Raw genomic sequence first — 13019 nt, 5'->3', positions numbered from 1 at the left:
GCCTGTAGTGGATGTGAAAAAGGCGACCTCAAGGTCGCCTTTTCATTTGGCTTCAGGTTTCAGCTGATATGCGGGAATTTGGCCGCATAAAGATTGATCCACTCAAAGGCTGCGGTGGCGCTGTCGATCTCGCGCCCTTCCTTTTTCATGACCTCACGGCGATAGCGCTCGATGTAACAGAGTTGCTCCACCATGCGGACGGCGAAAGCATCTTCATGGGCTTCAAACTGGATCCCCAGCTCATAGCAGGTATGGGAGTGGCGGCACCATTTCACGGCGCCTTTGGCGCGGAAGGGTTCGCGACCGATGGGGATTTCAACAGACACCTCGCTGCCGACCGGCAGTGGTTCTTCTGAACGGCATGCGAGGCCGCCGGCGCTCACATTGGCAAGTCGGCGCAGGCTGCGCCCCTTGTGGCTCTCGCAGTGGATATGGATGGGCAACTCCGATGGGTGACGGAGATAGGCTCTATCCTGATGGCAGACGGATGCGTTCACGTTTTTTAGCCCGGACTCTCTATTGCTCTGAAGCTAGTATGACGGCAGCGTCAGCGCCATCTTGAGGGCTCGCCCGTAGAGACAGGTGTCACACTGGGCACAATAAATTGCACCGAGTCGCAGTTTTGTGCGCGCCAAGCGGGCGGGTCCGGGTTCAGCGCGGCCGCAGTGGATCGAGCAGGGCACGCAGATTGTTGTGATCGAGTTCGTACATCAGGGCCAGTAATTGGCCCAGCTCGCCCTTGGGAAAGCCTTCGCGCGAGAACCAGCCGAGGTAATGCCCGGGGAGGTCGGCGATCTTCCTGCCCTGGTACTTGCCGAAGGGCATTTCGCGGCTGAGAAGCTTTTCGAGAAGTTCGGGTGACAAGGCGGGAGCGGGGAAGGGTCGGCCTTCCCCGCTGAGCATCGATCAGCGCTTGAGTTGCGTGATGTCGCGCACTGCGCCGGTATCGGCCGAGGTGGTCAGCGCGGCATAGGCCTGAAGGGCGGCGGAGACGTGACGCACGCGGTTGACCGGCTTCCAGGCGTCCGGGCCGCTGGCGTTCATGGCAGCACGGCGCTTTTCCATTTCAGCATCCGTGATCTTGAGGTTGATGCTGCGGTTCGGAATGTCGATCTCGATGGTGTCGCCATCTTCGATCAGGCCGATTTCGCCGCCCATGGCTGCTTCAGGCGAGGCGTGGCCGATGGAAAGGCCCGAGGTGCCGCCCGAGAAGCGGCCGTCGGTGAGCAGTGCGCACTGCTTGCCCAGCCCGCGGCTCTTCAGATACGAGGTCGGGTAGAGCATCTCCTGCATGCCGGGGCCGCCCTTGGGGCCTTCGTAGCGGATGATCACCACATCGCCGGCCTGCACTTCTTCATTCAGGATGCCTTCCACGGCGTCGTCCTGGCTCTCGTACACGCGTGCGGTGCCGGTGAACTTCCAGATCGACTCATCCACGCCGGCGGTCTTCACGATGCAGCCATTGCGCGCGATGTTGCCCTTGAGCACGGCGAGGCCGCCGTCCTGCGAGTAGGCGTTGGCCTTGTCGCGGATGCAACCCTTGCTGCGGTCCATGTCCAGTTCGGGGAAGCGTTGATTCTGGCTGAAGGCCACCTGGGTCGGCACGCCGCCGGGGGCTGCGCGGTAGAACTCGAACACGGACGGGCTACCTGAGTGCATCACGTCCCACTGCTCCAGCGCACCTTTCAGGGTGTGGCTGTGCACGGTGTAGGTGTTGTGGTTGAGCAAGCCCGCGCGATCCAGTTCGCCGAGGATGCCCATGATGCCGCCGGCGCGATGCACGTCTTCGATGTGGAACTTGTCGGTCATCGGCGCCACTTTGCACAGGCAGGGCACACGGCGGCTGATGCGGTCGATGTCTGCCATGGTGAAGTTCACCCCGGCTTCGCTGGCGGCAGCCAGCAGGTGCAGCACGGTGTTGGTGGAGCCGCCCATGGCTACGTCGAGGCTCATGGCGTTTTCGAAGGCTTCAAAGGTGGCGATCGAGCGAGGCAGTACCTTGTCGTCGTCCTTCTCGTAGTAGCGTTTGCACAGCTCGACGATGGTGCGGCCGGCCTTCAGGAACAGGCCCTTGCGGTCGGCGTGGGTGGCGACGATGGTGCCGTTGCCCGGCAGCGAGAGGCCTAGGGCTTCGGTCAGGCAGTTCATCGAGTTGGCGGTGAACATGCCGGAGCAGGAACCGCAGGTGGGGCAGGCACTACGCTCGACTTCTTCAACTTCGGCATCCGAGATGCTCTTGTCGGCGGCCTTCACCATTGCATCCACGAGATCGAGCTTGATGACCTGTGCCTTGCCGTCTTTTACCAGCGTGGCCTTGCCGGCTTCCATCGGGCCGCCGGAAACGAAAATCGTCGGGATGTTCAGGCGTAGCGACGCCATCAGCATTCCCGGGGTGATCTTGTCGCAGTTCGAGATGCACACCATGGCGTCGGCGCAGTGGGCGTTGACCATGTACTCCACCGAATCGGCGATCAGCTCGCGGCTCGGCAAGGAGTAAAGCATGCCTCCGTGGCCCATGGCGATACCGTCATCCACCGCGATGGTGTTGAATTCCTTGGCCACGCCGCCGGCCGCCTCGATCTCGCGAGCTACCATCTGGCCCAGATCCTTCAGATGCACATGGCCCGGCACGAACTGGGTGAAGCTGTTGACCACCGCGATGATGGGCTTGCCGAAGTCGCCATCCTTCATGCCGGTGGCGCGCCACAGCGAACGGGCACCGGCCATGTTGCGGCCGTGGGTGGAAGTGTGGGAACGATACTGGGGCATGGTGTTTTTCTCCGGGTGCGCACGGCGGCAAGGAGGAATAAGCGGATTGTCGCGCCGGTGTGGTTCAATTGAGCCCTCAATTCTAGCCTGCCGCTGCTCAAGATGCCTGCCCTGCCTTTCATCCATCCGCAGTTCGATCCGGTGGCCCTTGCCATCGGCCCGCTGGCCGTACGCTGGTATGGCCTGATGTACCTGCTTGCTTTCCTGCTCTTTATCGTGCTCGGTCGCCAGTACATGCGGCGTCGACCCGATATGGGCTGGACCCGCGAGGCGCAGGACGATCTGCTCTTCTACGGCATGCTCGGCGTGATTCTCGGTGGGCGCCTGGGCTATGTGCTGTTCTATAAGGCGAGCTTCTACTTCTCGCATCCGCTCGAAATCCTTAAGGTATGGGAAGGCGGCATGGCCTTCCACGGTGGCTTGCTCGGCGTGCTGATCGCGCTGTGGCTGTTCGGTCGCAAGACCGGGCGTCACTTCCTGCAGGTCGGCGATTTTGTTGCGCCGCTGGTGCCCACCGGTCTCGCAGCGGGGCGTTTGGGCAATTTCATTAACGGCGAACTGTGGGGCCGCGTGACCGCGCCGGACGCACCCTGGGCCGTGATCTTCCCGCAGGCCTGGCAGGCGGACGCAAAGCAAGTCGCTGCCGACCCGGCCCTGCAGGGCTCGCTCGTGCAGTACTTCGAACCGGTCAGCCAGCAGATGGTGACCGGGCTGCCACGCCACGCCTCGCAGCTCTACCAGTTCGCGCTTGAGGGCCTGACCCTGTTCGTGATCCTGTGGCTGTTCTCGCGCAAGCCACGGCCGATGGGCGCGGTGTCCGGCCTATTCCTGATCGGCTATGGCAGCTTCCGCTTTATCGCCGAATTTGCCCGCGAGCCGGATGATTTCCTCGGCCTGCTCGCCGGCCACCTGTCGATGGGACAGTGGCTTTCGCTGCCGATGATCCTGGCAGGCGTCGCAATGATGATTTGGGCCTATCGGCGCAAGGCCTGAGCCACCCCGAGCCCATTGATCCAAGGGCAGCCCGGGCTGCCCTTTTTATAGCTCGCCCGGATCAACGTCGATGTGCCAGCGCAGGTCTTTGGTGAGTTTCAGCGCGTAGAGCAGAGGCATCAGCTCGGTGAGCATGGCTTGCAGGCCGGGGCGGGTGTCACATTCGATCACCAACTGGGCACGCTCCAGCCGCGCCTTGCGCACCAGGCGCATGGGCACCACGTCGAACAGGCGTACCGGGCTTTGCAAGGCTTCGGCGGCAGCGCGGGCCTGCTGCAGGAAGGCGACTGCCGTATCCAGTTCTGGTGCTTCGGCGCGCAACACCGCGTGAAAGCCATACGGCGGGAAGCCAGCGAGCTTGCGCTCGGCCAGTTCGCGCTTGGCGAAGCCGGGGTAGTCGCGGCGGGCGAGGTGTTCGTAGAGCGGATGCTCGGGGAACTCGGTCTGTACCAGCACTTCGCCAGGCAGCTCGCCGCGCCCGCTGCGGCCGGCCACCTGCATCAGCTGCTGGAACAGGCGCTCGGGGGCGCGGTAGTCGGCGGCATACAGGCCGGCGTCTGCGCCGACGATGCCGACCAGTGTGAGCATCGGGAAGTCGTGCCCCTTGGCGAGCATCTGGGTGCCCACCAGCACGTCGATCTCGCGTGCTTCGATGCGGCCGCGAACCTCTTCCCATTGCGCAGGCGTGCGCACCGCGTCGCGGTCCACGCGTTCGATGCGGGCCTCGGGGAAGTGCTCGCGCAGGCGTTCTTCCAGCCGTTGGGTGCCGCGGCCAAAGGCGTGCAGATCCTGATTGCCGCAGCCGGGGCAGATATGCGGCACACGCCCCTCATGGCCGCAGTGGTGGCAGCGCAGCGAGCGGTCTGCCGCGTGGAAGACCATGTTGGCCGAGCAATGCGGGCAGGCGGAAATCCAGTTGCATTGCGGGCAGGCGATGACCGGGGCGTAGCCGCGTCGGTTGAGGAATACGAGGCTCTGCTCGCCGCGTGCAATGCGTGTACGGATGCCTTCGATCAGGCCCGGCGAGAGTCCGTTATCCAGCTTCACGCGACGGGTGTCGATGCGGCGCAGGCTGGGCGGCTTGTCGGCCACGGCGGGCAGCGGCAGGTCTAGTCGGGTGTAGCGCTTGGCTTCGGCGTGCAGCCAGGTTTCCAGCGAGGGCGTGGCCGAGCCGAGCACGATGGGGAGCTTTTCGTAGTTCGCCCGCCACACGGCCAGATCACGCGCCGAGTAGCGCAGGCCGTCCTGCTGTTTGAAGGAGGCGTCGTGCTCTTCGTCGATCACGATCAGGCCGAGGCGTGGCAGGGGCACGAACACGGACAGGCGGGTGCCGAGCACGATATCCGCTTCGCCCTTGAGCGCCTGCACGAAGCCTAGCGAACGCGCGCCATCGGCCATGCCGCTGTGAAGCGACACCAGATTGGCGCCCGGGAAGCGGCTCGCGACGCGTTCCATGAGCTGCGGCGTGAGGCCGATCTCCGGCACCAGCATCAGCGCCTGTTTGCCCGCCGCGAGGGCGTGGGCGATCTGATGCAGGTAGACCTCGGTCTTGCCAGAGCCGGTCACGCCAAAGAGCAGAAAGGGTTTGAATGAGCCGGCGGACGCGTTGACGGCGCTTACGGCGTCGGCCTGTGCTTCGTTCAGCGTCAGCGCACCGATTGGCTCGCGCTCGCCGGCGCGGGCGACCACTTCCAGCCAGCCCTTGTTGCGCGCCTCGCGGATCGCGCCGGAAGCATCGCCTTCCAGGTCGTTCAGGAGTTGGCTGCGCCGGCGCGCGCCAGCGGCTTGCACGGCTTCTACGGCAGCCAATGCCTTGGTGATCCGTTTGGCTTCACTCAGGGCGGCTCGTCCGTCGGCAGTGGTGGCCAGCCACGGATCGTCGTCGCGCGGCAGTTTCACTGCGCGGCGGATGCCCGGCGGCAGGGCGGCGGAGATCACTTCGCCGAGCGGGTGCTGATAGTAGCGGGCGGCGAACTGGGTGAGGGCCAGCCATTGGGCGGGCAGGGGCGGGATTTCGGCGAGCAGTTCGAGGATGGGTTTGAGCTTTTCGACCGGCAGAGCGTCAGGCGGGTCAATAGCGACAATTACGCCGGTTTTTTCACCCGGACCAAAGGGCAGGCGTACGCAGTGTCCGACTTCGGGCCGGGCTTCAGGTCCTGCCAGGTAATCGAACAGACGGGGCCTCGGAAGCGGTAGGGCGATGCGAACAATGCGGTGCGAAAGAGTCATCCCGGCGGAAGGCGAAGTCGATTTCAGATCAGTGAGTTGCGCGCTGAAGCTGAAGTTGTTTCGGCGCTTTGCACGGCAAGCATCTGCCGGGCTTGGGTCTTCTTTTTATCCACAAAAGCTGTGGATAAAAGTGTGGGTTGTAATCGTGCTGACGGTGCATGGACAGGGCTTGCTTCGTCTTTGTGATTCGTGCTAAAGGGCCTTTAAATAATAAAAACTTCTTTCTAATCAATGATATGAGTATGCAATAAGGGTTTGTGCTTAGCTGCGGAAGGAGCAATACTTGGCGGAACTGCGACTTGTGCATAAGTCAAGCCCCCTCAAACTCTTCCGCCAGGTGTTTGTTACTTAGTGCAAACCCAGTTGCAGCGGGCTTTACGCTTTCCCCGCTGCAATAAAACCGTCATTCCAGCTTCATGTGCGCAGGGCTCGGCTGTGGCGGTGCACAACGTCCACCAGCACGGCCACATTCTCCGGCGGGGTGTGCTGTGAAATGCCGTGACCAAGGTTGAAAACGTGCCCTGGCGCTGGGCCGAAGGCCTCCAGCACACGGCGGGTTTCGGCGGCGACCCCTTCGGCCGAACCCATCAGCGAGATCGGATCCATGTTGCCCTGCAGCGCGACACGCTTGCCCACAAGGGCACGCGCTTGAGCTGGGTCAACGGTCCAGTCCAGCCCCAGCGCGTCGCAGCCGGTATCGGCCATGTCGGTGAGCCACTGACCACCGCCCTTGGTGAACAGAACGACTGGCACGCGCTGACCGTTGTGTTCGCGCTTCACGCCAGCAACGATGCGGCGCATGTATTCCAGCGAGAACTCGCGATAAGCCGGGCCGGTGAGGATGCCGCCCCACGTGTCGAACACCATCACGGCTTGCGCGCCATGCTCGATCTGCTGGTTCAGGTATTCGGTAACGGTGCGCGCATTCACGTCGAGGATGTGATGGAGCAGGTCCGGGCGCGAGTACATCAGGCCCTTGATGTGACGGAAGTCGTCCGAGCCGCGACCTTCGATCATGTAGCAGGCGAGCGTGAAGGGGCTGCCGGAGAAACCGATCAGGGGCACGCGATTGCCCAGCGCCTTGCGGATCGCGGCGACCGCGTTGAAGACGTAGTCGAGCTTTTCCATCGGCGCGACATCCAGCGCACGGATCGCGGCTTCATCCCGCAGCGGGCGGGCAAAGCGCGGGCCTTCACCCTCAGCGAAGGAGAGGCCGAGGCCCATGGCGTCCGGCACGGTGAGGATGTCGGAGAACAGGATGGCGGCGTCCAGCGGGAAGCGGTCCAGCGGCTGCAGGGTGACTTCGGTGGCGAAATCCGCGTTGCGGCACAGATCCATGAAGCTGCCGGCCGTGGCCCGGCTGGCGCGGTATTCGGGCAGGTAACGGCCGGCCTGACGCATCAGCCACAGCGGGGTGTAGTCGGTCGGCTCGCGCATCAGCGCGCACAGCAGGGTGTCATTGGTGGGGCGGGTCATGGCAGGGCGCTCGGTTTGGGGTGGAGGGATTGTAAGTGAGACCGGACTGAGTGAAGGCCCAGCCTGTGAAATGACGGGACGAAGTGCCCGGTCATCCTCCGCAGTCCTTCGTCGAAGGCGGTGCTACCATCGCCGCTTTCCCCCGCCCAAGCCTCATCGTGCGCCTGTTCCGCCTCGCCAAGATCATCACCGTCAGTCTGCGCTTCGGTCTGGATCAGATGATCCGCGAACATGCAGCCAATACCCGTTTTGGAGAATGGCTGCATCGACTCCTGCCGGCTCGGCAGTTTGCAGCGCCGCGTGGCGAGCGTTTGCGCTTGGCACTGGAGTCGCTGGGGCCGATTTTCGTGAAGTTCGGCCAGATGCTGTCCACCCGCCGCGATCTGCTGCCGCTGGATATTGCCGACGAGCTGGCCCTGCTGCAGGATCGGGTGCCGCCTTTCCCGTCGAACCAGGTGCTTGAGGTTCTGGCGGCGGAATATGGTCAGCCGGTGAGCGAGGTGTTCAAGCATTTCGAGCCCGAGCCGGTGGCTTCCGCTTCGGTGGCCCAGGTGCATTTCGCAGTGCTGCCGGACGGCACCGAAGTCGCCGTGAAAGTGCTGCGTCCTGGCATCGAGCCTGTGATCGCGCATGACGTGGCGCTGCTGGATACGGCGGCTTTCCTGATCGAAAAGCTGTGGGCCGACGGCCGTCGCCTCAAGCCGCGGGAGGTCGTGCAGGAGTTCGCTCGTCATCTCGAAGACGAGCTGGATATGATGCGTGAGGCTTCCAATTGCTCGCAGCTACGGCGCAATTTCAAGGACTCGAGCCTGCTTCAGGTGCCCGAGGTGTATTGGGATTTCTGTGCGCAGCGGGCGCTGGTGATGCAGCGCATGGTCGGCACGCCGGTGTCGCGAACGGATGTTCTGCGCGCTCAAGGCGTTGATCTGAAGGCGCTGTCACGCGCCGGGGTGGAAATCTTCTTCACCCAGGTTTTCCGCGACGGCTATTTCCATGCCGACATGCATCCGGGCAACATCCTCGTCGCCGCCAACGGCCAGTACGTGGCGCTGGATTTTGGCATCATGGGCACCCTTACCGACCGCGACAAAGCCTATCTGGCGCAGAACTTCCTGGCCTTCTTTCAGCGCGACTACAAGCGTGTGGCGCAAGCGCACATCGATGCGGGCTGGGTGCCGGCGCACACACGCGTGGATGAATTCGAAACTGCGATCCGCGCCGTGTGCGAGCCGATTTTTGACCGCCCGCTGAAAGATATTTCCTTCGGCAAAACCTTGCTGCGTCTGTTCCAGACCGCGCGCCGCTTCGAGATGGAAGTGCAGCCGCAGCTCGTGATGCTGCAGAAGACCCTGCTCAACATCGAAGGCCTTGGTCGTCAGCTCGACCCCGATCTGGACCTGTGGCAGACCGCCAAGCCCTTCCTCGAGAAGTGGATGAGCGAGCAGATTGGCTGGCGAGCCTTCATCCGCCATTTGAAAGACGAGGCGCCGAACTGGGCCGCCACGCTGCCGCAGTTGCCACGGCTCCTGCACCGGGCCCTGGCCAGTGATGCAGAGGTGCGCGCGGCGGCACGCCATGCCGAGCTGATGGCCCTGCAGCAGCGCCGCAACCGCTGGCTGATCACGCTGGGCGTGATGCTTGCCGGGCTGGTTCTGCTGGACGTGCTGAAACCCTATCTTTGACCGCTATGCTGCGCTCGATGGTGGTTCCTGTCCGGTTCTTTCCTGCTTGTGCTGAAACTTGTGCTGCCTGAGTGAGCCATCAGGGCAAGGCGGAGCGGAAGTTTTCTGCTGCCCTTTAAGCTGAAGTGGGTTACGCAACAGGAGCAGACTTGTGCGTGGGCGATTTCGGCGATCTCTGGGCTATGCACTTTTCTGCCTGCCATGGCTGGTATTCGCTCAGCAGGAGCCTGTGGTTGTCACCTATTCGACCAATCCTGGCTATCCACCCTATCACTGGGCGGTGAGCGAGACTGCGTTTGATGGGGCAAGCATCGAATTGCTGGAGCTTGTTCGACCAGCCGGCGTGACGTTCAAGGCGCTGGTCTATCCGTGGAAGCGGGTGCTGGCGCTGGCTGCCGATGGCCAGATCGACATGCTGCTGAGCTTGCGCAAAACGCCTGAGCGTGAGGAGTTTCTGAATTTCGTGCCCCACCGCGCGTTTGCAAATCCGATTGCCGTGTTCGTGCGGGAAGACCGCCGCTTCAGGTTCGGCAATTGGAATTCCTTGCAGGGGCGCCAGGGAGGCTACAGCGCGGGCGATACCTTCGGGGGCGGCTTTGATGAGTTCTGGCGGCTGAATCTGACCATGGAAGGGGCTCCGTCCATGGAAAACAATTTCCGTAAACTGCTCCTCGGGCGGATCGACTATTTCGTCACCGGTTATTACACGGGCATGACCTACGTGCAGAGCCACCCTGAAGCGGGCGTGATCAGCGCCCTCCAGCCGATGATTTCGGAGCAAGCCATCCATTTTGCGTTCAGCAAAAAATCGGCACACCAGGGGCTGATAGCCGAGATCAACCGGAAACTCGAAGCGCTCGATCGCAAAGGCGTGCCGGACGCCTTGCTCAAAAAGCACCTGGAACGTTTTGCAGGCACCCCGCCGGTCATTCGTCTGCCCTGATCGTTGTGCCAGCCCTTCGCACGCTCGTGCGAAGTGGAAAAACCCTGGATTCCCCAGCCTATGAAACCTGCCCCTGTGGGTATAATTCGGCACTAAACCCCTGTTTCTACGGCGGATGGCCGGATCGCAGCACTGCGGGCTCATGACGCTCGCGCACCGGAGTTTCGAGATGCTGATTGCTTTTGTGGTTCTGTACTTGCTGGTCTCCGTGGGTATCGGTCTGTATGCCGCCACGCGCGTGAAAAACTCGAGCGATTACGTTACCGCCGGCCGCCATCTGCCTTTTTACATTACTGTCGCAACCGTGTTTGCGACCTGGTTCGGCGCGGAAACCGTGCTGGGCATCTCGGCTACCTTCGTCAAGGATGGCATGTCCGGCATCATTGCCGATCCCTTTGGCTCATCCGCCGCGCTGATCTTCTTCGGCCTGTTTTTCGCACTTCCGCTGTATCGCATGAATCTCATGACGCTCGGCGACTTCTACCGTCGTCGCTACGGCCGCGCGGTGGAAATCATCACCTCAATTGTCATTACGATTTCCTACCTTGGCTGGGTGGCGGCGCAAATCTCTGCTTTGGGGCTGGTCTTCGCCGTGCTCTCTAGAGGCCAGATCACGCCGGAGTGGGGCATGGTCATTGGTACCGGCGTGGTGCTGCTCTATACGCTCTATGGCGGCATGTGGTCGGTGGCGCTGACGGATTTCATGCAGATGCTGGTGATCGTTGCAGGTCTGCTCTACATCGCTTACGCAGTGGGCGATATGGCTGGCGGCGTAGGTACGGTGGTCGATCATATGGCGGCCAATGGCAAGCTTGAGCTGCTGCCCAAGGGCAACTGGCTGCAGTGGGTGGCTTTCATTGCCGGTTTCTCGACCATGGCGCTCGGCTCCATTCCGCAGCAGGACGTGTTTCAGCGCGTGAATTCGGCGCGCAACGAAACGGGCGCAGTGTGGGGCACCGTGACTGGCGGGGTGGGGTATTTCTTCTTTGCCTTTGTGCCCCTGTTTATTGCCTACTCGGCCTCCATCGTGGCGCCTGAACTGGTGGCCACTCATCTGGCCGAAGGGGGCGATTCGCAGATGATCCTGCCTCAGCTGGTGCTGACGCACATGCCCGTATTGGCGCAGGTGCTGTTCTTTGGCGCCCTGTTGTCGGCCATCATGAGTACGGCTTCGGGCACCTTGCTGGCGCCTTCCGTGACATTCTCGGAAAACGTGCTGCGTGGCTTTATGCCTGGGATGAACGACGCGCACTTCCTGCGCATGACGCGCATCATCGTGGTGGTCTTCACTGGTCTCACGCTGAGTTTCGCGCTCAACAGCGAGGCCTCGATCTACCAGATGGTCGAACAGGCTTATTCGGTGACACTGGCCATGGCTTTCGCGCCGCTTGCCTTTGGCCTGTACTGGAAGCGTGCAACCAATCAGGGGGCGATATTTGCTATTGCCTTCGGTGGTCTGGTGTGGATCAGCCTGCTGTTGCCAATGATGGGCTGGCTGCCCGCTCCCGCGGCCTGGATCGAATTGGCGACGACCATTCCGCCACAGTTCATTGGCCTGCTCGCCAGCGTTGCGGCGATGGTGGCGGGTTCTTTGTTGCCGCAGTGGCTGCCGACAGCGGCCGAGGGCATGCGCCAGCACCATGGCCATCATATTGGCGAGGCGGCGCATCACGGAATGGCGGCCGGTCTGACCGAGCACACCCCCCCGCGGCCGTGAGCCTGGCGGCCGGATGAACCCCCACGGTCGCCTGCCTCGCTATCTGTGCGCCCTGTGGCTGGGGCTCACCCTGTATGCCTGCCTGCACCCTTTTTCCGGCTGGGCCAGTCCGGGCGTGTCGCCGCTGGCCTTTCTTGTGGCGCCCTGGCAGAAATACATCTCGCAGCTCGATGTATGGCTCAACATTGCTGGTTTCCTGCCTTTCGGTTTTACCCTGGCGGCCAGCATTGCCAGCCGGCGCAAGCCGGGCCGGATCGTGTTGGGCGTTCTGCTGGCCAGTCTGCTGCTGAGTTTTGCCATCGAATTCGCGCAAAACTGGTTACCGGGGCGTATCTCGTCGAATCTCGATCTGGCCACCAATACCTTTGGCGGAGTGCTGGGCGCTCTGGCGGGCTTGCGCTGGGGCCATTTCCTGGCCGAGGGTGGAGCCCTGCAGCGCTGGCGGCGTCAAGCGCTGTTGCCGGGGCATGTTGGAGAGTTCGGGCTGCTGCTGGTGGGGCTGTGGTGGTTGGCACAACTGGAGCCGACCGGGCTGCTCTTCGGCAATGGCGATTTGCGTAGTCTGCTGGATCTGCCGGCGCCGCTGGCTTTCTCGGCGCGCCGCTATCTGCTGCTGGAGACGGCGGTGGTGGCCAGCAGCACCTTGGCGCTGGGACTGCTGCTGGCGCGCGGCAGTCGTGAAGCTTCGCTGCCGCGCCTGCTCGGCGTGCTGTTGGCAGGCTTGGCCCTGCGCACCCTGGCGTGTGCTTTGTTTCTGGTGCCGGCCGATCCCTGGCAATGGGCGACGCCGGGCGCTGTGCGGGGCTTGCTGCTGGGGGCCGTGTTGAGTGTGCTGGCGTTGCGCCTGCCGCGCTGGAGCCAGCACGCGCTGGTGAGCCTGACTCTGCTGCTGAGTACCGCGTTGGTCAATCTTGCGCCGGACAATCCCTTCATCGACGCTTCGGTCCGCACCCTGCAGCAGGGGCACTTTCTGAATTTCTACGGCCTCACCCAGCTGGTCAGTTCGCTGTGGCCTTTTCTGGCACTGGCCTGGCTGTCAGCACAGGCAGGTCTGCAGCGGCGCTGAGAAGCTGTTCACGATCTGTAGCGAGAGGCCGTCAGCAGGGGCGAGGCAGGGTTTAGCAGCGCCCGCTCTGCGCTGCCGCAGCCGGTTTGCTGTGCAAAGCAAACCCTGGGGAAGCGCAGCACAGGAACCGGAGTTTATGTTGAT

Annotated in this window: 10 protein-coding genes; 5 read left to right on the top strand and 5 right to left on the bottom strand. The window is 62.7% G+C overall.

Annotated elements, in window-relative coordinates; all coding sequences use genetic code 11:
* Positions 1-59 precede the first annotated feature (59 nt).
* The 3 genes from Q3Y64_RS07830 to ilvD form a co-directional block, all read right to left on the bottom strand.
* Positions 60-497: a PilZ domain-containing protein gene (locus Q3Y64_RS07830; protein WP_101942001.1), complete on the bottom strand. Its 438-nt coding sequence runs from the start codon at positions 495-497 to the stop codon at positions 60-62.
* A gap of 154 nt (positions 498-651) precedes the next feature.
* Positions 652-864, bottom strand: coding sequence for a DUF3820 family protein (locus Q3Y64_RS07825; RefSeq protein ID WP_101942235.1), 213 nt, complete (start codon positions 862-864; stop codon positions 652-654).
* Positions 865-906: 42 nt separating this feature from the next.
* A complete protein-coding gene (ilvD, locus tag Q3Y64_RS07820; RefSeq protein WP_303560737.1) occupies positions 907-2769 on the bottom strand; it encodes a dihydroxy-acid dehydratase in 1863 nt (620 codons plus the stop codon).
* A 102-nt stretch (positions 2770-2871) separates the two neighbouring features.
* Here ilvD and lgt point away from each other — a divergent pair, with 102 nt between their 5' ends.
* Positions 2872-3762 carry a prolipoprotein diacylglyceryl transferase gene (gene lgt, locus Q3Y64_RS07815; RefSeq protein ID WP_303560735.1) on the top strand — a complete coding sequence of 297 codons (891 nt, stop codon included), beginning with the start codon at positions 2872-2874 and terminating at the stop codon, positions 3760-3762.
* A gap of 45 nt (positions 3763-3807) precedes the next feature.
* Here lgt and Q3Y64_RS07810 read toward each other — a convergent pair whose 3' ends face one another.
* The gene (locus Q3Y64_RS07810; protein WP_303560733.1) at positions 3808-5991 is read right to left on the bottom strand and encodes a primosomal protein N'; all 2184 of its coding nucleotides are present in this window, start codon (positions 5989-5991) and stop codon (positions 3808-3810) included.
* A 414-nt stretch (positions 5992-6405) separates the two neighbouring features.
* Entirely contained in the window at positions 6406-7467 is a 1062-nt protein-coding gene (hemE, locus tag Q3Y64_RS07805) for a uroporphyrinogen decarboxylase (RefSeq protein WP_303560731.1), read from the bottom strand.
* A gap of 158 nt (positions 7468-7625) precedes the next feature.
* Between hemE and ubiB the strand changes: the two genes are divergently transcribed.
* The 4 genes from ubiB (at position 7626) to Q3Y64_RS07785 (ending at position 12875) form a co-directional block, all read left to right on the top strand.
* Positions 7626-9149, top strand: coding sequence for a ubiquinone biosynthesis regulatory protein kinase UbiB (gene ubiB, locus Q3Y64_RS07800; RefSeq protein ID WP_303561119.1), 1524 nt, complete (start codon positions 7626-7628; stop codon positions 9147-9149).
* Between the two features lie 229 nt (positions 9150-9378).
* On the top strand, positions 9379-10092 hold the full coding sequence (locus Q3Y64_RS07795) for an ABC transporter substrate-binding protein (RefSeq protein ID WP_303560729.1): 714 nt from the start codon (positions 9379-9381) through the stop codon (positions 10090-10092).
* Positions 10093-10261: 169 nt separating this feature from the next.
* Positions 10262-11809 carry a sodium:solute symporter family protein gene (locus Q3Y64_RS07790; protein ID WP_101941995.1) on the top strand — a complete coding sequence of 516 codons (1548 nt, stop codon included), beginning with the start codon at positions 10262-10264 and terminating at the stop codon, positions 11807-11809.
* A gap of 13 nt (positions 11810-11822) precedes the next feature.
* Entirely contained in the window at positions 11823-12875 is a 1053-nt protein-coding gene (locus Q3Y64_RS07785; RefSeq protein WP_303560726.1) for a VanZ family protein, read from the top strand.
* The last annotated feature ends 144 nt before the right edge of the window (positions 12876-13019 follow it).

Source organism: Uliginosibacterium sp. 31-12, from assembly GCF_030548425.1.
GTDB lineage: Bacteria > Pseudomonadota > Gammaproteobacteria > Burkholderiales > Rhodocyclaceae > Uliginosibacterium > Uliginosibacterium aquaticum.
This window is presented reverse-complemented; position numbering and strand designations above follow the sequence as displayed.